Source organism: Pontibacillus salicampi, assembly GCF_042434395.1.
GTDB classification, from domain to species: domain Bacteria; phylum Bacillota; class Bacilli; order Bacillales; family BH030062; genus Pontibacillus; species Pontibacillus salicampi.
This window is the reverse complement of record NZ_JBHLTP010000005.1, coordinates 112,772-135,277: the sequence shown is the minus strand read 5'-3', so window position 1 is coordinate 135,277 and position 22,506 is coordinate 112,772. Positions and strand designations below refer to the sequence as shown.

General features: G+C 44.1%; 19 protein-coding genes. 16 read left to right on the top strand and 3 right to left on the bottom strand.

The genetic code is table 11. From position 1 onward, the window contains the following. Nucleotides 1-10: 10 nt before the first annotated feature. Nucleotides 11-1,285: a phosphoribosylamine--glycine ligase gene (gene purD / locus ACFFGV_RS08695; RefSeq protein ID WP_377346786.1), complete on the top strand. Its 1,275-nt coding sequence runs from the start codon at nt 11-13 to the stop codon at nt 1,283-1,285. Here purD and ACFFGV_RS08690 read toward each other — a convergent pair. Then, the gene (locus ACFFGV_RS08690; protein WP_377346784.1) at nt 1,254-1,361 is read right to left on the bottom strand and encodes an EYxxD motif small membrane protein; all 108 of its coding nucleotides are present in this window, start codon (nt 1,359-1,361) and stop codon (nt 1,254-1,256) included. The two genes, purD and ACFFGV_RS08690, sit on opposite strands and share 32 nt — an antisense overlap. 95 nt (nt 1,362-1,456) lie before the next feature. Further along, nucleotides 1,457-1,705, bottom strand: a complete 249-nt coding sequence (locus ACFFGV_RS08685; RefSeq protein ID WP_377346782.1) for a YgaP family membrane protein — start codon at nt 1,703-1,705, stop codon at nt 1,457-1,459. An 80-nt stretch (nt 1,706-1,785) separates the two neighbouring features. Between ACFFGV_RS08685 and ACFFGV_RS08680 the strand changes: the two genes are divergently transcribed. The 3 genes from ACFFGV_RS08680 to ACFFGV_RS08670 are packed head-to-tail and all read left to right on the top strand — an operon-like array spanning nt 1,786 to nt 4,976. Beyond that, the gene (locus tag ACFFGV_RS08680) at nt 1,786-3,528 is read left to right on the top strand and encodes an adenine deaminase C-terminal domain-containing protein (RefSeq protein WP_377346780.1); all 1,743 of its coding nucleotides are present in this window, start codon (nt 1,786-1,788) and stop codon (nt 3,526-3,528) included. Nucleotides 3,529-3,576: 48 nt separating this feature from the next. Further along, complete coding sequence (locus ACFFGV_RS08675; protein WP_377346778.1) at nt 3,577-4,662, top strand: DUF3048 domain-containing protein; 1,086 nt, start codon at nt 3,577-3,579, stop codon at nt 4,660-4,662. 17 nt (nt 4,663-4,679) lie between these two features. Further along, nucleotides 4,680-4,976: a YerC/YecD family TrpR-related protein gene (locus tag ACFFGV_RS08670; RefSeq protein ID WP_377346775.1), complete on the top strand. Its 297-nt coding sequence runs from the start codon at nt 4,680-4,682 to the stop codon at nt 4,974-4,976. Between the two features lie 248 nt (nt 4,977-5,224). On the opposite strand, the gene ACFFGV_RS08665 is transcribed toward ACFFGV_RS08670, so the two are convergent. Beyond that, complete coding sequence (locus ACFFGV_RS08665; RefSeq protein ID WP_377346772.1) at nt 5,225-6,607, bottom strand: glycine--tRNA ligase; 1,383 nt, start codon at nt 6,605-6,607, stop codon at nt 5,225-5,227. Between the two features lie 423 nt (nt 6,608-7,030). Between ACFFGV_RS08665 and pcrB the strand changes: the two genes are divergently transcribed. From pcrB to gatB, 12 genes are all read left to right on the top strand, one after another. Next, a complete protein-coding gene (pcrB, locus tag ACFFGV_RS08660; protein WP_377346770.1) occupies nt 7,031-7,720 on the top strand; it encodes a heptaprenylglyceryl phosphate synthase in 690 nt (229 codons plus the stop codon). An 18-nt stretch (nt 7,721-7,738) separates the two neighbouring features. Beyond that, the gene (pcrA, locus tag ACFFGV_RS08655) at nt 7,739-9,991 is read left to right on the top strand and encodes a DNA helicase PcrA (RefSeq protein WP_377346767.1); all 2,253 of its coding nucleotides are present in this window, start codon (nt 7,739-7,741) and stop codon (nt 9,989-9,991) included. 14 nt (nt 9,992-10,005) lie between these two features. Beyond that, nucleotides 10,006-12,000, top strand: coding sequence for an NAD-dependent DNA ligase LigA (gene ligA / locus ACFFGV_RS08650; protein ID WP_377346765.1), 1,995 nt, complete (start codon nt 10,006-10,008; stop codon nt 11,998-12,000). A gap of 16 nt (nt 12,001-12,016) precedes the next feature. Continuing rightward, entirely contained in the window at nt 12,017-13,177 is a 1,161-nt protein-coding gene (locus tag ACFFGV_RS08645; protein WP_377346763.1) for a CamS family sex pheromone protein, read from the top strand. Nucleotides 13,178-13,419: 242 nt separating this feature from the next. After that, nucleotides 13,420-14,061, top strand: coding sequence for a class I SAM-dependent methyltransferase (locus ACFFGV_RS08640; RefSeq protein WP_377346761.1), 642 nt, complete (start codon nt 13,420-13,422; stop codon nt 14,059-14,061). Nucleotides 14,062-14,083: 22 nt separating this feature from the next. Further along, complete coding sequence (locus ACFFGV_RS08635; RefSeq protein ID WP_377346759.1) at nt 14,084-14,551, top strand: S-ribosylhomocysteine lyase; 468 nt, start codon at nt 14,084-14,086, stop codon at nt 14,549-14,551. 13 nt (nt 14,552-14,564) lie between these two features. Further along, a complete protein-coding gene (locus ACFFGV_RS08630) occupies nt 14,565-15,482 on the top strand; it encodes a PLP-dependent cysteine synthase family protein (RefSeq protein WP_377346756.1) in 918 nt (305 codons plus the stop codon). Between the two features lie 4 nt (nt 15,483-15,486). After that, nucleotides 15,487-16,623: a bifunctional cystathionine gamma-lyase/homocysteine desulfhydrase gene (locus ACFFGV_RS08625; protein ID WP_377346754.1), complete on the top strand. Its 1,137-nt coding sequence runs from the start codon at nt 15,487-15,489 to the stop codon at nt 16,621-16,623. Nucleotides 16,624-17,355: 732 nt separating this feature from the next. Further along, nucleotides 17,356-18,879: a sodium/proline symporter PutP gene (gene putP, locus ACFFGV_RS08620; protein ID WP_377346752.1), complete on the top strand. Its 1,524-nt coding sequence runs from the start codon at nt 17,356-17,358 to the stop codon at nt 18,877-18,879. Nucleotides 18,880-19,027: 148 nt separating this feature from the next. Beyond that, entirely contained in the window at nt 19,028-19,318 is a 291-nt protein-coding gene (gene gatC, locus ACFFGV_RS08615) for an Asp-tRNA(Asn)/Glu-tRNA(Gln) amidotransferase subunit GatC (protein WP_377346750.1), read from the top strand. 12 nt (nt 19,319-19,330) lie between these two features. After that, a complete protein-coding gene (gene gatA, locus ACFFGV_RS08610) occupies nt 19,331-20,806 on the top strand; it encodes an Asp-tRNA(Asn)/Glu-tRNA(Gln) amidotransferase subunit GatA (RefSeq protein ID WP_377346748.1) in 1,476 nt (491 codons plus the stop codon). Beyond that, nucleotides 20,806-22,236 carry an Asp-tRNA(Asn)/Glu-tRNA(Gln) amidotransferase subunit GatB gene (gene gatB, locus ACFFGV_RS08605; RefSeq protein ID WP_377346745.1) on the top strand — a complete coding sequence of 477 codons (1,431 nt, stop codon included), beginning with the start codon at nt 20,806-20,808 and terminating at the stop codon, nt 22,234-22,236. Before gatA ends, gatB begins: the two co-directional genes overlap by 1 nt. Nucleotides 22,237-22,506 lie beyond the last annotated feature (270 nt).

The following is a 22,506-nucleotide window of genomic DNA, read 5'->3' as shown; positions in this document are numbered from 1 at the left end:
GAGTGATTGGATGAACGTTTTGGTCATTGGCGAAGGCGGCCGAGAGCATAGTATTGTAATGGCGCTAAAAGAAAGTCCTCTTATTACCAACCTCTACGCTGCCCCTGGTAATAGCGGCATGGAGGTTGCGACAGTGGCTATCTCCGCTACTGATGGTGTCAAGCTGGTGGAGTTTGCTAAAAGGAATAGTATAGACTTTACAGTAGTGGGTCCTGAGGTTCCATTATTAGAAGGAGTAGTCGACCTATTTCAGGAGGCTGGTCTTGCCATTTTCGGACCTACAAAAGCTGCTGCGCTCATAGAAGGAAGCAAAGCGTTTGCTAAGGAATTAATGGAGCAATATAACATTCCTACTGCTTCTTACAAAACATGTACTAGTTCAGAGGAGGCAAAGGAATATGTTCTTGCACAAGGAGTGCCGATTGTCGTCAAAGCAGATGGGTTAGCTGCTGGTAAAGGAGTGACCGTTGCCATGACGAAGGAAGATGCCTTTCAAGCTATTGACCGGATGATGGAGGGTGACCAATTCGGTGATGCAGGGCATCGGGTGGTCGTAGAGCAATATTTAGAAGGAGAAGAGTTCTCTCTTATGGCTTTTGTAAATGGAGGGAGGGTGTACCCTATGCTGCCAGCTCAGGATCATAAGCGAGCTTATGATAATGATGAAGGTCCAAATACTGGTGGTATGGGTGCGTACGCTCCGGTGCCGTTTTTAACAGAGGATGTAATCCAAACCGCTGTTTCTTCTATCGTACAACCGACTGCCAAAGCATTAGTCAAGGAAGGACGTTCTTTTGTAGGAGTCTTATATGCAGGGTGTATTCAAACAGTAGAAGGCCCTAAAGTAATTGAATTCAATGCGCGCTTTGGGGACCCTGAAACACAAGCCATTCTTCCCTTATTAGAGAACGATTTGCTTCAGGTAATGCAGGATGTAGTAAGAGGAAACGATCCTCAGCTGCAATGGAAGGATGGCTGGTGTGCAGGAGTTGTCCTTGCTTCCGCGGGGTATCCTGGTTCGTATGAGAAGGGAATGATTCTACCTCGATTGGAAAGCGAGGAGAAGACATTTACTATCTTTGCCGGTGTAAGCCAACGCGAGGAGCAGCTCGTTTCCAGTGGGGGGAGAGTGCTGCTCGTTGGTGCTATAGGGAGCACCCTTGAAAAAGCCCTTGCATCCATCTATGCTGTTTACGATCAAGCCGAGATAGGAGCGGATTTCTTCTACCGGAAGGATATCGGGCGAAAAGCCATTACGTCTTCTTCCTCTTCTGAATATAAATAAAAAGAATCGCGACGATACTTCCAATAATGGTAGCTATGACGAAGGTCATGTCCGTTAAATATTCCATAATGTTCATCCACTAAACCTCCTTTAATGATAAAGCCCAGTCCATGCTGGGCTTTTTGTTTTGCTTGAAACTTATCGTGCGTCGGTCAGCTACATACACTTAGTTTACGACGGATTAAAGAAGCTCTCCTGTTCCTTCTGATTCCGTTTTTCTTGCCTACCTTCCATTAAAGCGGTAACTGGGCAGTAGCGTACGATGCCTTCTGCTACCTTCATAGCTCCAATCATAGCCATAAATAGGCTGTTCTGACGCCATGGTTTACGTATCAATCTTGCTGTAGTGTAGGACAGCATGGTCAAACCGACCGTAATCCGTATCATTGCGTTAATAATGCCGATGTTTGGACGTACCATTTTTTCACATTCCCTTCAAAACGTTAATGCAGTAAACTTGAGCATTGTGTTAAAATAGAAAAAAAGCTATGGGGGACGAGATGATGAACGAACACCGTTACAGATGGCGAAACCGACAGTTGCGCGAGCATGTCTCTGTCATGGACGGCCATATCACACCAACCATTGTGCTAATGAATGCTACTTACTTGAACGTATATATGAAACGCTGGATGGAAGCCCACATTTGGATTTATGATGATCGGATCATCTATGTCGGGGAGGAGCTTCCTGAAGAAAACAATGCAATTGAATACGTGGATTGCTCTGAACGGTATTTAGTGCCGGGCTACATTGAGCCTCATTCCCACCCATTCCAGTTATATAATCCCCATCGTTTAGCGCAATATGCATCGCAGACAGGAACAACCACATTAATTAATGACAACTTAGTGTTGCTTTTTTTATTGGAAACAAAGAAAGCGTTTTCTTTAATGGAGGATTTAAATGACCTACCAGTATCACTTTACTGGTGGAGCCGTTTTGACTCCCAATCAGCTCTGCAGGAAAAGGATGCATTGTTATCTGATCGACAGGTTATGGATTGGCTGAATCACGATGCAGTGCTGCAGGGAGGAGAGCTGACCTGCTGGCCCAGTGTGCTGAAGGATGATGACCATGTTCTTCATTGGATGCAGGAAGCGAAGCGGAGCCGAAAACCCGTTGAAGGACATTTCCCAGGCGCTTCAGAGAGGACCTTGACTAAAATGAAGCTGCTGGGAACAGACGGAGACCACGAGGCCATGAACGGAAAGGAAGTGTGGGACCGTCTACGCTTAGGGTACACTGTTGCGCTTCGTTATTCCTCCATCCGTCCTGATTTACCGAAGCTGGTTCAGGAAATGAAGGAAATAGGTGTAGAGGTGTACGATAGGCTGATGTTTACAACGGACGGATCCACACCATCCTTTTATGAGCAAGGTATGATAGATACGTGTATTTCCATTGCTTTAGAACAAGGAATTCCTGAGGTAGAAGCGTATTGTATGAGCTCTTACAATGTAGCCAAGCATTTCGGGATGGAGCACCGAATAGGGTCAATTGGACCTGGACGGGTAGCTCACATTAACTTCCTCGATGCCAAAGATCAACCGACCCCCGTCTCCGTATTAGCGAAAGGAAAATGGGTAAAGGATCGGGGCGAAAATAAGCAGGTTGGGGATGAATTTGACTGGCAAAAGCATGAATTAGGCCCCCTTCAGCTCGATTGGGAATTGACGGATAAGGACCTCCAATTCTCCTTGCCACTCGGTCTTGAAATGGTGAATGATGTTATTTTAAAGCCATATCCTATACAGACGGAGTTGTCCGGCAATGAAGTGAATGCCGAGGATGAAGCCTTCTTAATGCTGATGGACCGTGACGGAGAATGGAAAGTGAATTCTCTACTCAAGGGATTTACCACCTCCCTCGGCGGGCTAGTCAGCTCGTATTCCAATACGGGCGACATCATCGTTATCGGTAAAAATAAAGAAGATATGCGACTCGCTTTTGAAAGGATGAAGGAAATAGGTGGGGGTATTGTATTAAGCCATCACGGACACATCATTTATGAATTGCCATTACCTATTCAAGGCATGATGTCTGACATGCCAATGGAATCATTAATAGAGAAGGCGAAGGAATACCAGCGTATTGTGGAGGAGCATGGCTTCCCATTTGGGGATCCTGTGTACACGCTGTTATTCTTATCCTCCACGCACTTGCCGTTTATTCGCATCACTCCGAAGGGAATTATGGATGTGAAAAAGAAAGAGGTACTCTTTCCTGCAATAATGCGGTAAAATGTAAATAAGTTAAAGAAACAGGTACACTAGAGGGGAATGGAATACATGAGTAAGCGACTCCTATGGTTGTTTTTTCTTTTACTGATGGTCCTCGCTGCCTGCTCCTCTCAGGACGAGCAGGTTCAAATAGAATCAAATGACGGGGCGGATGTAACGGAGAATACGTCCCAAGAAGAGGGCGAGGGCACGGAGCAGAACCAGGATGAAGCCTCTGCTGGATATAATGTGTTTCCGCTAACGGGTAAACGAACAGATAAACCAGTGAATCAACGAGTAATAGCTGTGATGGTTAATAACCACAGTTCAGCAAGACCACAAACGGGATTAACGAAGGCCGATGTGGTATATGAAGTATTAGCAGAAGGATCTATTACACGCTTTTTAGCTCTTTTTCATAGTGAACAGCCTGATGTTATCGGGCCTGTCCGAAGCGCAAGAGAATACTATGTGAAGTTAGCCCAATCTCATGAGGCACTGTTCGTGTATCACGGAGCGGCGACGCATATTGAAAATCAAATGAATGGATGGATTGACCATCTAAATGGTACTTACTATGATAACAACGGTACATTATTTCAACGAGTAAACTTTAGAAGCCCTCCTCACAATTCCTATTTACAGTGGGATGGGATAGAGGATACGGCCACATCCAAAGGTATATCCACAAGGATGAATCACGATTCGCTCCCTTTTCTTAACGAGGAAGATGTGAAAGCTATAAAGGGAGATTCAGCTGCGACAGTACGCATCACGTATTCCTCTACACCACAGGAGATAGTAGAGTATCAATTTAATGAGGGTACAGGGCAGTACACGCGATGGAATGATGGAGTACAAACAGTTGATTATGAAACGAACGAGCCGATGCTGCTAGAGAATGTCTTCATCGTCGAGGCTAATCATAAGGTGATAGACGGTGCAGGACGAAGAGCTGTTGATTTGGAATCCGGCGGTAATGGGTACCTCATTCAACAAGGTCAGGTTCAAGAGGTGCAATGGAGAAATAAAGAAGGGCGCATCGTTCCATATCAGGATGGAGAGCCGACAGGGTTCGTACCCGGTAAAACATGGGTAAATATAGTGCCGGAGAATCCAGGAATAAACCAATCCGTATCGATAAGCGCGCAATAGGTAAAGGAGTGTCACACATGCAAATTGATAAATTACGTGGAAAAGAACTAGATCAGCTATTCCAAGCAATTCTTTCCCTCGAAACAGTAGAAGAGTGCTATGAGTTTTTTGACGACTTAGCAACGATGAATGAGGTCCAGTCACTAGCCCAGCGTCTTGAAGTTGCTCGTATGCTTCGGGATGGCCATACGTATCATAAGATTGAAGAGGACACAGGCGCCTCCACAGCAACCATCTCCCGGGTGAAGCGTTGCTTGAACTATGGAAATGATGCCTATGTTATGGCGCTAGACCGTATTAAGGAAGAGGAATAATAGAGAAGCTCTCTACCAAATTGGTAGGGAGCTTTTTTTAAGTATAGTGCTCGCACCCCGAATCAGGGCACCGCCCATAAAAAAAGAAATTCGCTCATAAAACACGCCAATACGCTCATAAAAATAAAAATTCGCCCATAAATTTTGAAATCCGCCTATAAATCAAAATATCCGCCCATAAATGCTTGAGAGCTCCACTCTCCCCATCAAAAAAGCCTACGGCACTGGCCATAGGCTCTCCATATTTCTTAATAGGACATTTTTTCTTCTAAAAAGCTACGTAAATCTGAGATAGACATGCGCGTTTGCTCCATTGTGTCACGGTCGCGAACGGTAACCTGACCATCCTCCTGAGAATCGAAGTCGTACGTGATACAGAATGGTGTGCCAATCTCATCGTGACGGCGGTACCGTTTACCGATCGAGCCAGCATCATCGTAATCAACCATGAAATGCTTACTTAGTTCTGCGAATACTTCCTTCGCTTGATCGCCGAGCTTTTTCGATAGTGGGAAAACGGCTGCCTTATATGGTGCTACTGCTGGATGGAAGTTCATTACGGTTCGAGAAGTTCCGTCCTCTAGTGCTTCTTCCTTGTATGCATCAGCAAGGAATGCTAGTGCCAGACGGTCTGCGCCAAGAGCTGGCTCGATTACGTATGGAATGTAGCGCTCGTTGTTTTCCTGATCGATATATTGGAAGTCCTCGCCAGAATGATTGGCGTGCTGGGTTAAATCAAAGTCCGTACGGGATGCAATACCCCACAGCTCGCCCCAGCCCATCGGGAACTTATATTCTATATCAGTTGTTGCATTACTATAGTGGGACAATTCGTCTTCCCCGTGTTCACGGAGACGAAGGTTCTCATCTGCTACGCCAAGGGAGGTTAACCATTTGTGGCAGAAGTTTTTCCAGTAATCATACCATTCCAGCTCCTCGCCAGGCTTACAGAAGAATTCCATTTCCATTTGCTCGAATTCGCGCGTTCGGAAAATGAAATTACCTGGAGTGATTTCATTACGGAAGCTCTTGCCGATCTGGCCAATACCAAATGGAAGCTTCTTACGCATAGAGCGCTGTACATTTTTAAAGTTCACGAAGATTCCTTGAGCTGTCTCTGGACGAAGATAGATGTCATCCGTTGCACCTTCTGTTACACCTTGCTGGGTTTTGAACATCAGGTTAAACTGACGAATGCCTGTAAAGTTCTTTTCCCCACATGTTGGGCATACGATATCGTGTTCTCCAATTAGACGTGCCATTTCTTCAAATGGAAGGCCATCGACAACCATTTCCTTGCCATCTGCTTCCAGCTTGTTCTCAATAAGCTTGTCAGCACGGTGTCGTGATTTACATTCTTTACAATCAATCATAGGATCGTTGAAGTTACCAAGGTGACCAGATGCTTCCCAAGTTTTCGGGTTCATAAGAATCGCTGCGTCTAGCCCAACATTCATCGGATTCTCCTGAATGAACTTTTGCCACCATGCCCGTTTTAAGTTATTTTTTAGCTCTACGCCTAGTGGACCGTAATCCCATGTGTTCGCAAGACCTCCGTAAATTTCGGACCCTTGAAAAATAAAGCCGCGATGCTTCGCGTGTGATACTAAATGCTCCATACTGCTCGACATACGAATTTCCTCCTTTAAAGGGTATAAACTAGAAATGAACAATACTTACTTAGCTCCCTGATATGGCTGTGAGAATAGAAAAAACTCCCGTACCTGGGACTAAGCCCAGGGACGAGAGTTTACCCGCGGTTCCACCCTGATTGATGCACAATAGAGGCATCCACTTTATATACGTACATATTCGGGAATGCCGTTTCCTTATCTCATACTTCGGGCTTCCACCGTCCCCGAATCGCTTCTGCAGAGGAGAATAAGTACTATCGTTCCGTCATCATATGATATTAATGCGTTTGCTTATTAATAGTAGCATAGCGAAATTTCATTCACAAGTCCAGCCTAAAAAACAAATAACTTCCCGTTCATGTAACGGTGTGGTTTTTGGTATAATGTACAGATGGATAACGTAAAACGGAGGCTCACATCATGTACGATATGAACCAATGGGAACATGTATTTAAACTGGACCCCAATAAGGAAATTTCCGACAAAGATTTAGAAGATATATGCGAATCTGGCACCGACGCTGTTATTGTCGGCGGCACAGATGGAGTGACGATTGACCAAGTGCTATCCTTACTTGCTCGTATCCGTCGCTTTACCGTACCTGTTATATTAGAGATGTCCAATCTCGAATCGGTCACACCAGGCTATGATTACTATTTCGTACCGACTGTATTAAACAGTACGGACAAAAAGTGGGTCATGGGTCTTCATCATAAGGCTGTAGAGGAATATGGCGAAATGATGGATTGGGATGAAATTATGCTGGAGGGGTATTGTATTTTGAACCCCGATTCCAAGGCCTATCAGAAAACGGAATGTGAAATGCCGAATGAGGAAGCTGTCCTTGCCTATGCGCAAATGGCTGAGAACATGTTTAAGCTTCCTATTTTTTATCTGGAATATAGCGGAATGTATGGCGACCCGGCGTTAGTAGAGAAAGTCGGACGAGCCCTGCACAACACGCTTCTCTTTTATGGGGGAGGCATCGAGACGATGGAGCAGGCGAAGGAAATGAAATCGTACGCAGATGTCATCGTCGTAGGCAACATTATTTATGACAATAAAAAAGCTGCGCTGAAAACAGTGAAAGCGATAAAAGAAACAACTTAAAAAGGAAGGTGTCTTTTCTTGAGCCCAATAGCAGACGATTTATTAAAAGGTTTAAATAAAGAACAGCAGCAGGCTGTTAAGAAAACCGATGGACCATTGTTGATTATGGCTGGTGCTGGAAGTGGGAAGACCCGTGTCCTAACGCACCGTATCGCCTATTTACTAGGAGAGAAGGATGTATCGCCGCGTAACGTATTAGCGATTACGTTTACTAATAAAGCTGCACGTGAGATGAAGGATCGTGTCGCAGATATTGTCGGACCAGAAGCAAACGATATGTGGATTTCGACCTTCCACTCGATGTGTGTCCGTATTCTTCGTCGCGACATTGACCGTATCGGAATCGACCGCAACTTCTCAATATTAGATTCCTCTGATCAACTTTCTGTCATCAAGCAAATCCTAAAGGATCAAAATCTTGACCCAAAACAGTATGACCCTCGTGCAATGCTAGGGGCTATTAGTGGTGCAAAGAACGAATTGAAAACAGCCGAAGACTTTGGCAAAACAGTAGGCAATTTTTATGAGCAGCAAACAGCGAAGGTTTATGAAGAATATGAGAAGACGCTGCGTAAAAACCAATCTCTCGATTTTGATGACCTAATTATGCAGACGTTAACGCTGTTTGATCGTGTTCCAGAGGTGTTGGAGTATTATCAGCGCCGTTTCCAATACATCCACGTGGACGAGTATCAGGATACGAACCATGCGCAATATCAGCTTGTGAAGCTAATGGCGAATCGCTATCAGAACCTTTGCGTCGTTGGAGACTCCGATCAGTCTATCTATGCTTGGCGAGGGGCGGATATCCAGAACATCCTCAACTTTGAAAAGGACTATCCAAGCTCCACCACCATCATGCTAGAGCAAAACTACCGTTCTACAAAGAGTATTTTGAATGCTGCGAACGAAGTGATTCAAAACAACTCCGGCCGAAAGCCGAAAAATCTATGGACAGATAATGATGATGGTAACAAAATCAAATATTACGAAGCGCCGACAGAACGAGATGAAGCGTTGTTTATTACGAATAAAATTGAAGATATCGTACGCGGCAGGGAACATAAGTATAAAGATGTAGCAATTTTATATCGTACGAACGCCCAGTCTCGTACGATTGAGGAGACGTTTGTCAAAGCCAACATCCCATATCAAATCATCGGCGGCACGAAGTTCTACGATCGTAAGGAAATTAAAGATCTGCTTGCGTATCTGCGACTAATTTCTAATCCCCATGATGATATTAGCTTTTCTCGTGTAGTCAATATGCCGAAGCGCGGCATAGGTAAGACATCTCTTGAGAATTTGCAAATGTATGCAGCGAGACACGATATTTCCATGTACCAAGCTGTTGGTGAAGTGGAATTCGTCGGCTTGAGTAAAAAGGCAACAGCCGCCTTGAAGCAATTTGGTCAGCTTATTAGAAACTGGACACAGCAGCAGGATTATTTATCAGCTACAGACCTTGTCGAGGACGTCCTCCATCAGACAGGCTATGAAGAGATGCTGAAGAATGATAAAAGTCTTGAATCCCAAAGTCGATTAGAGAACATTAATGAGTTTATGTCCGTAACGAAGAATTTTGAGGAAACAAGTGAAGATAAGAGCTTGATTGCCTTCTTAACAGACCTTGCCTTAATCGCGGATATCGATCAGGCGGATGACGACCCGTTTGCCGATGATAAAGTAACCCTCATGACCTTACACTCTGCCAAAGGGCTGGAGTTCCCAGTTGTATTCCTCATTGGCTTGGAGGAGAACGTCTTTCCGCACAGTCGGTCCATCATGGATGAAGAGGAAATGGAAGAGGAACGACGCCTTGCATACGTAGGAATTACAAGAGCAGAGCAACAATTGTATTTAACTCATGCAAAAATGCGCACACTATTTGGTAAAACGAATATGAATCCAATCAGTCGTTTCATTGGAGAAATTCCAGAAGATCTAATGGAAGGGAAAGAAGCAGCCCCATCCTCTTCTTTCGGTGGCTTTCAAGATCCAGCGCCTAGTGGTTTCAATGGTGGTGGCTTTAACAGTAAAGCGAAAGCACAGCCGAAACGAAAAGCGACAACCATGAATCAGAAGGCTGGTGCAGGAGCAGGCAGCTTGGACTGGAAATCTGGTGACAAGGTGTCGCATAAGAAATGGGGAGAAGGCACCGTAGTCCGAGTTCAAGGCGAAGGGGATTCCATGGAGCTCGATATTGCCTTCTCTGCTCCGACAGGTGTGAAAAGGGTGCTTGCTAAATTTGCCCCAGTGACCAAAGTGTAAGGTGAGGTGTGTCAATGAATTCTCAAGAACGAATTCAAGAGCTTAGAAAAGAGCTAGAGAAGTATAATTACGAATATCATGTCTTAGACACTCCTAGTGTTTCAGATTATGAATATGACAAACGGATGCAGGAATTAGTCTCCTTAGAGGAAGAGTATCCAGAGCTTATCACAGCCGATTCCCCTAGCCAGCGTGTTGGGGGAAAGCCGCTTGATGCTTTTGAGAAAGTCCAGCACGTTATCCCGATGCTAAGTCTTGGAAATGCGTTTAATGAAGAAGATCTCCGCGATTTTGATAAACGTGTGCAGGATGGTATTGGGGAGCAGGTGAGCTATGTATGTGAATTGAAAATAGATGGGCTAGCTATCTCATTACGCTATGAGGATGGGCTGTTCGTACAAGGTGCAACTCGAGGGGATGGGACGACAGGGGAGGATATTACCGTTAACCTTAGAACCATTCGCAGCATCCCGCTCCGTATGCCAGAAGGTGAAACCATTGAGGTGCGAGGCGAAGCATTTATGCCGCATCGCTCCTTCATCGCGCTAAATGAAGCGAAGGAAGAGAATGGGGAGGAGCCATTTGCAAACCCGCGTAACGCTGCGGCAGGCTCCTTGCGTCAATTGGATCCTAAAATTGCCGCCAGTCGTAACCTGGATATTTTCTTATATGGTGTTGGACAGTGGGATGCTGGAGAGTTAGAGTCGCACAGTGAACGGTTGGAGTATTTAAAAAAACTAGGCTTTAAGACCAATCCAGAATGGCGGAAATGTGCTACCATTGAGGAAGTTATTGCATATGTTCAAGAATGGACAGAGGCTCGCAATCAATTGAATTACGAAATTGATGGCATTGTGATTAAAGTCGATCATTTAGATCAACAGGAGGAGCTTGGCTTTACCGCAAAAGGTCCTCGCTGGGCTATTGCGTATAAATTTCCTGCCGAGGAAGCAATTACGAAGCTGACTGACATTGAGCTCAGCGTCGGTCGTACAGGAGCTGTCACTCCAACTGCGATACTAGAACCGGTAAAGGTTGCTGGAACGACGGTGCAGCGTGCCTCCCTTCATAATGAAGATCTCATTCGCGAGAAGGATATTCGCATTGGCGATACGGTGGTTATTAAAAAAGCAGGGGATATTATTCCAGAAGTCGTTCGAGTCGTCTGGGACGAACGGACAGGCGACGAGGAAGAATATCATATGCCAGAGGCGTGTCCGGAATGTGGTAGTGACCTAGAACGACTGGAGGAAGAAGTAGCTCTTCGTTGCATCAACCCTAACTGTCCTGCTCAGCTCCGCGAAGGCTTAATTCATTTCGTTTCCCGTAATGCAATGAATATTGATGGACTCGGTGAAAAGGTTATAGCTCTGCTGTTCCGCGAAAATCTTGTTCATACTATAGCGGATTTGTATAAGCTAGATAAGGAAGAGCTTTTGAAGCTGGAACGTATGGGTGAAAAATCAGCAGATAACTTATTAGAGGCGATTGAAGCGTCCAAACAAAACTCACTGGAGCGACTGCTATTTGGCTTGGGTATTCGTTTTGTCGGCTCCAAGGCTGCTACAACACTAGCTCAGCATTTTGAAACGATGGATCGTTTAAGAGAAGCGACATTTGAAGAGCTAATAGAGATTCATGATGTCGGGGAAAAGCTAGCTGATTCTGTCGTCCGTTATTTTGAAAAGCCCCAGGTGCTTGAATTAATGGAGGAGCTGCACTCGCTAGGGCTGAATCTAGAGTATTTGGGACCGAAAAAGAGTGAACAAATAGAAGATTCTCTACTAAGTGGCAAGACGGTAGTCATTACAGGTAAGATGGAAATCTTCTCTCGCTCCGAAGCTAAGGAAAAGGTAGAAGCATATGGCGGGAAAGTAACTGGAAGCGTTAGTAAGAAAACTGATATCGTCATTGCAGGAGAGGACGCTGGCTCTAAATTAGAAAAAGCCCAGGAGCTTGGGATAGAGGTCTGGGATGAACAGCGCTTGCAAGAAGCGTTAAATCAATAGGGAGAGTGGAGAAAACATGAAGCGGATCGCATTGTCAGTGTTGAGCCTTGTTTTAATCATAACAGGATGCGCTCCCGCCTATGAGAAGAACGAGGAAGTAGGCGTCGAAACCACAGAACAAAGTAATAAAGAAAAGGCAATCGTGCCGAAATACAATATATCTGATGAGTACTATCGTCCGTTGGAGGAATATAAGCCGAGTAAATCACGAGGAGTTATTACGAATCAAATAACTAATCGACTAGATATTAAGGAAATGGAAGTAGGTCTCCGCCGGCATTCCAAAAGTGTATATGATCCAAAGGAATATTACTTTCAGGAAGGCCAATACTTAACAGACGATATTTTGTACGATTGGCTGGACCGCTCTAAAAATAACAGTGAGTCCGATGGAACAGAAGGAGGCTTGAATCCCGCTGTGAAGGAGGATGCAGGGGAAGAAGAGCTGAGGGATAAACCGAAATATCTATCTCATATTCTTGAACAGGACTATTTAAAGCAAAGTAAAGAAGGTAATGTAGTGCAAACAGAGGGCATCTCTATCGGCCTCGCGATGAAATCACAATTCCGCTTTCAAACCGAAGTTGGCGGAGCAGTTCGCACAGAGGACATTAGCACAGATGAGATGATGAAAGAAGCGAAGGATATAGCGCAGACAGTGCTCGAACGCCTTCGTGAAATGGAAGATCTAGAAGACGTGCCGATTATGTTCGCCATTTACCGTGAAGAGGAAAAAGGCTCCATGGTGCCAGGTAACTTTGTGGCAAAGACCGCTGTAAAAGGCGGTGACTTGAAGGTTGGCAGCTGGGACACCATTGAAGAGGATCATGTTCTATTCCCATCTGAGGAAGGGAAAGGACAGCATCCAGAAGACGCCAATTTAATCAGTAATCTCCAGAGTGACGTGGAAGAATACTTCCCGAATTATATAGGTGTAGTCGGCCGTGGCTTCTATGTGGATGACCAATTGACCGAGTTAACCATTGAGATCCCAATAGAGTTCAAAGGGCAAACGGAGGTAATTGGGTTAACACAATATGTGTATTCGCTTATCGTTGAAAATTTCCCTAACTACTTTGCCTTGGAAGTGAATATAGAATCCCATGATGGCCAGGAAGCACTCATCTCGAGAGAACCAGGTCAAGATGAGCCGTATGTTCATATTTATGGGCAATAATGGAGATTCCCTTGAGGGGGATCTCTTTTTTTGTGGTGTATGAAACATTCCATCCCTAACGACAGAAACAATTCTATTTGTTATCATAAATGTAAGCCCTTCCATATACTGGAGTAAGTATTTGTAAATTAGGCGCATGCCTATTTACTTCCTATTCTAGGCTATGCTATACTCACCATAATAGACAAAAACCTAGTAAACTCATAGGAATTATAAAAATTACCGTTGAGGTGAAACGATAAATGGGTAGGGAATTTATAGATTTATTTGATGGCTGGGCAAAATCCTATGACCAGACAGTAGCTGGAAAGGATATTCAATATCAAGAAGTATTTAAAGGATATGATGATATTCTTCATGCTGTGGCTGTGCAGGCAAAGGGTCCGAATGTACTGGAGTTTGGGGTAGGAACAGGAAATTTGACGAGAAAGCTTGTTGATCAGCGCTTCACTGTGTACGGTGTGGAGCCATCCTTCGAAATGTTGAAGATTGGTCAGCTGAAGGTTCCAGAGGCAAAGATACAAGAGGGAGATTTTATAGAGTTCCCTTCTTTAGATGTACCGATAGATTCTATTGTGAGTTCTTATGCTTTTCATCATTTAACAGATGAAGAGAAGGAAGAGGCATTGGAGAAATATAGCAATCTACTAGCACCGGGAGGGGTAATTGCTTTTGCGGATACAATCTTTCCGACAAAGCAAGCAAAACGGCACATGATTGAAAAGGCGATAGCTGCCTATCACCATAATCTAGCCGAAGATTTATCAACGGAGTATTACAGTGATATTCCAACCCTAGATGAAATGTGTAAACGTCATGGATTTGAAGTCATGTTTGAACAATTAAACCAATACGTTTGGTTAATGAAGGCAATAAAACAATAAAAAGGTAAGGGAGAGATTTTTCATGCCAATGAACGTGGAAAGCTTTAATTTAGATCATACAAAAGTAAAGGCGCCATATGTACGCCTTGTCGGAATTACAGAAGGACCAAGCGGGGACAAAATTTATAAGTATGATCTGCGCATCAAGCAGCCAAACCAGGAGCACATGGATATGCCATCTCTCCACTCGTTAGAGCATATGATGGCAGAGTTCAGTCGGAATCACCACGATCATATTTTAGATGTTGGTCCGATGGGATGTCAGACTGGGTTTTACATCGCCCTGCTAAATGATGACAGCTATGAAAACGTGTTATCAGTAATAGAGAACACCCTTAAGGACGTCCTTGAAGCGACGGAAGTACCTGCCTGCAATGAAGTGCAATGCGGATTTGCAGCAAGCCACAGCTTAGAAGGAGCTAAACAGCTTGCGCAGGAACTGCTAGATAAGAAGGATGAATGGACACAGGTGTTTGCAGACGAACAGTAAGGAGCTAACAGCAATGAAGTACGTGACAACCGTTCAGGATCTGATTGGAAATACACCACTCATACAATTAACGAAGGTGCCTCTTCCAAACGAGGTCCGACTGTTTGCTAAGCTAGAATACTTTAACCCAGGCGGAAGCATTAAGGACCGCCTGGGTCAAAAATTACTACAGGATGCTCTAGATACAGGGGCATTGCAGCCTGGTGGAACGATTATAGAACCGACTGCTGGTAATACAGGGATTGGTATTGCACTAGCGGCTATTGGACGCGGATTCCGTGTCCTATTCGTGACGCCGAAGAAATTCAGCAAGGAAAAACAGATGCTGATGAGAGCATTAGGCGCTGAGATTATTAATACTCCAACAGAAGAAGGTATGAGGGGAGCCATTAGTAAGGCTGAAGAGCTCTGTGCAGAGATACCGAAAGCCTATTGTCCTCAACAATTCAATAATGCAGCCAACCCGCTCACCTATTACGAAACACTTGCGCCTGAGATTTATGAAGCATTAGAAGGGCACGTGGATATTTTTGTAGCAGGAGGCGGCACAGGCGGAACCTTTATGGGGACAGCACGCTATTTAAAGGAGAAGAACCCTCACACGAAAACCGTCATTGTAGAGCCAGAAGGGTCTATTCTAAATGGGGGAGAAGCAGGATCCCATCGAACAGAAGGAATAGGGATGGAGTTCTTACCATCCTATATGGACTCGGCCTATTTCGATCAGATTTATACCATTTCTGATGAGGAAGCATTTGCAGCAGCAAAGCTACTCGCCTTACAGGAAGGCTTACTGGTTGCGAGTTCGTCCGGTGCAGCATTTGTAGCTGCTATGCGAGAGGCTAGGAGTGCAAAGCCTGGGACGAACATTGTGACAGTCTTTCCAGACAGTAGTGAACGATATATTAGTCAAGGGATCTATGAGGAGTGATACAATGAGAAGAAAAACGAAATTAATCCACGGTGGCATTACCGGCGACGAGCAAACAGGTGCCGTTTCCGTTCCTATATATCAAGTTAGTACCTACAAGCAGGACGGAGTTGGACAGCATAAAGGCTATGAGTATTCCCGGACAGGAAATCCTACCCGCTATGCTTTAGAGGAATTAATAAAAGATATCGAAGGCGGTGTGGCAGGCTTTGCTTTTGGCTCTGGCATGGCTGCTATTACATCTGTTCTTATGCTTTATAAGAGCGGTGACCATATCATTTTCACAGATGATGTGTATGGTGGAACGTACCGTCTTGTATCCAATGTACTAGACCGGTTTAACCTGGAAGTATCCTTTGTAGATACATCTAATGGAGAGGCTATTAAAGAAGCCATTCAGCCGAACACGAAAGCTATTTATGTAGAAACGCCAACCAACCCTTTGCTGAAAATAACAGACCTTACAGAAACGGCGGAAATTGCTAAAGAGCATGATCTGACCTTTATTGTAGATAATACATTCAGTACACCGTATTGGCAGAATCCGATTGATTTTGGAGCAGATATTGTCCTGCATAGTGCAACGAAATATCTGGGCGGTCATAGTGATGTTGTAGCTGGTCTAGTAGTGGTGAATTCAGATCAGCTAGCCAAGGATGTGCACTTTGTACTAAACTCAGCCGGAGCAGTGCTTGGACCTCAGGATTCCTGGCTGTTAATGCGTGGCATTAAAACGCTAGGCGTCCGCATGGAAGAAATTGAAGCCAATACGAAATCCTTCCTATCCTTTTTGGAAACCCATCCGCAAGTGAGCACTATTTATTATCCTGGGCTTACCTCCCATGCAGGCCATGATACTCATGTGAAGCAGGCAAGAGGGGGAGGTGGCATGATCTCCTTTGATGTAGGCAGTGCCGAAAATGCGGATAAATTATTACGCAACCTCCGCTACTTTACTCTTGCTGAAAGTCTTGGCGCGGTGGAGAGTCTTATTTCAGTACCAGCAAAAATGACACATGCATCCATCCCACGAGAGCGCCGTGCCGAATTAGGGATTACGGATGGGCTAGTGCGCGTATCAATTGGTCTTGAGGACGTTGAAGATTTAAAAGAAGATTTCGAGCAAGCATTACGCGGCTAGTAAAAACAAGCCACTCAGCATGAGGAAAAACCATGTTTTGATAAATATAGGCGAATTTCTGTATTTATAGGCGAATATCGAAATTTATGGGCGAATTTTTAAAAATATGGGCGAATATCAAAATTTATGAGCGGATTTCAAAATTTATAGGCGAACCTCAAAAAATATAAGCGAAATTCTATATTGTGCTTTATGAGCACGCCCATCTAAGCTTATCTTTGGTAGGCGAGGTAGCTTTTTTAATCAGTATCGTACTTTCACGACAGTCTGACGAGGCTAGTATCATCTAGCCTCGTTTTTGTATATATTTGTAAACATTTATTTTCATATTTGGGGAAATATATGAAAATGATGGATTTAATTTTATTAATGATAGTGAATACATATAGGTATTTGGATATATATAGACCAAAATGTCGAACAATAGTGTATAATTATTCATATAGGCTTTATTAATAAAAAATTTAGAATGTTCTAATAAAATGTTTGTGTTATATTAGTTCATAATCGTTAAGCTGTGTGCTACCTTATTCATGCATCTAATTGATTTCAGAATTGGATGAAAATTGTATAGGGTTGTATATATAATTCAAAGATTATAAAGGAGGTCGGAAGATGGGCGAAGATTTCGCAGTAACCGGGGCTACGTGGTTCTTTTTATTCGTCCCAATGCCAATATTAATTTTACTATCCATTATTACGTTATTTACTGAAAGGAGCGAATAAGAGCAGATGAGTACTGCTACGTTAATTACGTTTATCGTATATTTACTAGGGATGCTATTAATCGGTTTAATTGCTTCCCGACTGACAAGTAATTTGTCAGACTATGTATTAGGAGGGCGTCGACTGGGGCCAGGTGTTGCAGCATTAAGTGCCGGTGCCTCTGATATGAGTGGCTGGCTGTTACTTGGCTTGCCAGGTGCTATATATATTAATGGTTTTTCTGCAGCATGGATCGGAATAGGACTTGCTATTGGTGCCTATCTTAACTGGCAATTCGTTGCCCGTCGCCTGAGAACATACACGGAGGTTGCTAAAGACTCCATTACAGTTCCAGACTTCTTTGAAAATCGCTTCCATGACAACTCCCATATTTTGCGTGTTATCTCCGCGCTTGTTATTTTGCTATTCTTTACCTTCTATACTTCTTCGGGAATGGTAGCCGGAGCGCAATTATTCTCAGCATCATTCGATATGGGCTATAACCAGGCGCTTTGGATTGGAGCCATTGTTATTATTTCCTATACTTTCTTAGGTGGATTCCTGGCGGTAAGCTGGACAGACTTTGTCCAAGGAATCTTAATGTTTGTCGCTCTTATTGCAGTGCCAATCGTTGCCATTAACCAGTTAGGCGGCTGGAACGAAGTTGTTACAACCGTTGGTAACATTGATCCATCTCGTGTCAACATGGTTGAAGGGGTTACGTTATTAAGTATTGTATCATCCTTAGCGTGGGGACTTGGCTATTTCGGTCAGCCGCACATTATTACACGTTTTATGGCGCTGCGTTCTCCAAAGGATGTCCCTAAAGCACGCTTTATCGGTGTTACGTGGATGATTCTTGGATTATACGGAGCTATCTTCACAGGCTTTGTAGGAATAGCTTATGTAAGTGATGCAGCTAATGCAGGACAGCTAGCGGACGTTGGGGTGAAGGTAGTCGAACAGAATGGCTTCTCGATGCTTCCGGATAGCTCAGAAGCAGAGAAGATCTTTATTGCTTTCTCCCAGTTGCTTTTCAATCCGGTCATTGCAGGTATTCTACTAGCTGCTATTCTTTCAGCTATTATGAGTACTATTGACTCTCAGCTGCTTGTATCCTCATCTGCTGTGGCAGAGGACTTTTACAAGGCAATTCTGCGTAAGAATGCTTCTGAAAGAGAGCTAGTATGGGTTGGTCGTATCTCTGTTGCTGTTATTGCGCTACTGGCAATTATTCTAGCTTATGGGGCCGAAAAATCTGTACTAGAGTTAGTTAGCTATGCATGGGCAGGATTTGGAGCCTCCTTCGGTCCAATTATTCTATTGTCCCTGTTCTGGAAAAAGTTAACTAGAAACGGAGCAATGTTTGGTATTCTTTCCGGAGCTGCAACCGTAGTTATCTGGAAGCTGTTTATTAAAGATGCTTTTGCATTATACGAAATTGTTCCAGGCTTCTTAATCTGTGGTATAGTGGCCATTGTTGTCAGTCTAATGGGCACTGAACCATCTGATGAAATCAAGCAAGAATTCGATGAAGCAAAAGCGAAGTAATGTAAAAATGTTAACAAGGACCTCTCCCTATAATAGGTGCAGAGGTCCTTTTGTTTTGTAAAGAATAAGTGTGAACATTGATTGTTAGGCGGTATGTTTGGTATCATCTTATATTATGTGAGGTTCGACTCGAATGGAGGTTATTCAATTGTCCAGAATTAGTAAAGAACAGGTAAAGCACGTTGCTCATTTAGCTCGTTTGCACGTTTCTGAAGACGAAGCAGATATGTTTACGAAGCAATTAGACGATATCATTACCTTTGCAGAACAATTAAATGAATTAGATACAGATCATGTAGAACCAACTACACATGTTCTAGATTTGAAAAATGTTATGCGTAAAGATGAACCGAAAGAATGGATTTCTCAAGAAGATGCACTAAAAAACGCACCAGAAAAACAAGATGGCCAATTTCGCGTGCCATCCGTATTGGAATAGGGAGGGAAACACATGTCGCTATTTGATCACAAACTGTCCGAAATTCAAGAGTGGTTACATAACAAGGAGATCAGCGTAAATGATCTACTAGATGAAGCGTATAAGCGTATTGAAGAAGTGGACGAAGAAGTGAAGGCATTTGTAACGTTAAATGAAGAAGGCGCAAGAGAGCGCGCTAAGCAATTAGACGAGCTTCGCGGCACGAAGGAAGGTCGTGGCATCCTTTTCGGAATGCCTATCGGTATTAAAGATAACATCGTTACGAAGGGATTGCGCACAACGGCTGCCAGTCAAATTCTAGACAACCTGTACGACCCACTATACGATGCTCATGTTATTCAAAAGCTTGATACAGCTGAATCCGTTACAGTTGGTAAACTGAACATGGACGAATTTGCGATGGGTTCTTCTAACGAGAACTCTAGCTACTATGCAACGCGTAACCCGTGGAACACGGATTATGTACCAGGGGGATCTAGCGGTGGTTCAGCAGCTGCTGTTGCCGCTGGTGAGGTTCCGTTTGCCTTAGGCTCCGATACGGGCGGCTCTATTCGTCAGCCGGCTGCATATTGCGGAGTGGTAGGACTGAAGCCAACGTACGGTCGTGTATCCCGTTTTGGTTTAATTGCATTCGCATCCTCTCTAGACCAGATTGGCCCACTAACACGATCCGTGGAAGATAATGCATACGTCCTAGAGACAATAGCAGGTCATGACGCAATGGATTCTACCTCGGCTAATGTAGAAGTCCCTTCTTATACAAAAGCTCTCACAGGAGACGTGAAGGGTCTTAAAATTGGTGTTCCTAAAGAATACTTCGGCGAAGGAGTAACCGAGGAAGTAAAAACGGCCGTTCGTAATGCGTTAAAAGTGTACGAAGATATGGGAGCAACGTTTGAGGAAGTAACGCTTCCACACTCTAAATATGCCCTATCTACGTATTACCTGTTATCTTCATCAGAAGCTTCTGCTAACCTGGCACGCTTTGATGGAGTACGATATGGTCGTCGTTCCACTCAAGCAGAGAACATGATTGATATGTTTAAGCTTTCCCGTAGTGAAGGCTTCGGTGATGAAGTAAAACGCCGTATTATGCTCGGTACCTTTGCTTTAAGCTCCGGCTACTACGATGCGTATTACAAAAAGGCTCAAAAAGTCCGCACGCTTATCAAGCAAGATTTCGAAAAAGTATTTGAGGACTACGATGTGATTATTGGACCTACTACCCCAACACCAGCATTTAAAGTTGGCGAGAAGACAGAAGACCCACTAACGATGTATGCCAACGATATTTTGACCATTCCTGTTAACCTAGCAGGTGTTCCAGGCATCTCTGTGCCATGTGGCTTCTCTACGGAAGGATTGCCAATTGGGCTGCAGATCATCGGTAACCACTTCGATGAGAGTACAGTCTATCGTGCGGCGCATGCATTCGAGCAGGCGACTGATTTCCATACACACAAGCCGTCCCTGGGAGGTGCGAAATAATGAACTTTGAAACGATTATCGGACTAGAGGTCCACGTGGAGCTTAAAACAGATTCCAAGATTTTCAGTCCAAGTCCTAACGCTTTCGGTAGTGAGCCGAACGCCAATGCTAACCCAATTGACCTCGGTTATCCTGGCGTACTTCCTGTTTTAAATGAAGAGGTTGTCAACTATGCTATGAAAGCTGCCATGGCTTTGAACTGTGATATTGCCACGGATACGAAGTTTGATCGTAAAAACTATTTCTATCCTGACAATCCGAAGGCCTACCAAATTTCTCAATTTGACCAGCCTATCGGAGAAAATGGATATATTGATATTGAGGTAGATGGAAAGACGAAGCGCATTGGTATTACTCGTCTACACATTGAAGAGGATGCCGGCAAGCTGACTCACAGCGACGATGGCTACTCTCTCGTTGACTACAATCGTCAAGGAACACCATTGGTGGAGATTGTATCAGAGCCTGATATCCGCTCTCCTAAAGAAGCCTACGCTTATTTAGAAAAGCTGAAGAATATTATCCAATATACAGAGGTTTCCGACTGTAAGATGGAAGAAGGCTCCCTTCGTGCCGACGCGAACATTTCCCTGCGACCAATTGGCCAGGAGCAATTCGGTACGAAGACAGAGCTTAAGAACCTGAACTCCTTCTCCTTCCTGCAAAAAGGTCTAGAATACGAAGAGAAGCGCCAACAGGAAGTCCTTCTTGCTGGTGGAGAAATCCTTCAGGAAACTCGTCGTTATGATGAGCAAACGAAAGAAACGATTCTCATGCGAGTGAAAGAAGGATCAGACGACTATCGCTACTTCCCTGAGCCAGATCTTGTACCACTTTATATCTCAGAGGAGTGGAAGCAGCGTATTTATAATGAAATTCCAGAGCTTCCTGACGCCCGTTTGAAGCGTTACATGGAAGAGCTGGCACTATCCGAATATGATGCAGCCGTACTAACGAATAACAAATCCATGTCCGATTTCTTCGAAGAAACGATTGCAGCCGGAGCAGATGCGAAGCAGGCAGCGAACTGGCTCATGGGTGAAGTATCCGGATATATGAACAAGCAGCAAAAAGAACTGGAAGAGCTTGCCTTAACTCCGGTTAACCTGGCAACGATGATCAAGCTAATTGAGGACGGAACCATTTCTTCTAAAATTGCGAAGAAAGTATTCGCAGAAACAGTCGAAAAGGGGACAGAACCAGAGCAGTTTGTAAAAGATCAGGGGCTTGGACAGATTTCAGACGAAGGTCAGCTTCGTGAGATTATCACAGGCATTCTGGATAATAACGAACAGTCTATCGAAGACTATAAAAACGGAAAAGACAAGGCGCTCGGCTTCCTAGTTGGCCAAGTCATGAAAGCAACGAAAGGGCAGGCCAACCCGCCTATGGTAAACAAGATTATCATAGAAGAAATGGACAAACGCTAAGTAACCTATGCATTTGTGAGAGACTCCAGGAACGGTGTAACCTAGAGAGGATGAAGGCTCCTCCATCCAATACATTCGCTCCCGAGTCTGCCTATGGAATAAATCCTGCTGTTGTAAACGGCAGGATTTATTGATGATTAGCTTTGATTTTATGAGATGGAAAACAGGCATTTTAGGGTATAGGAATGTCGTGTTTCGCATAATAAGATGGAAAAGGAAAAACTTTTCAAATCGATGAAAAAAAGCTATGATAGGGAAAGTAAATATGGC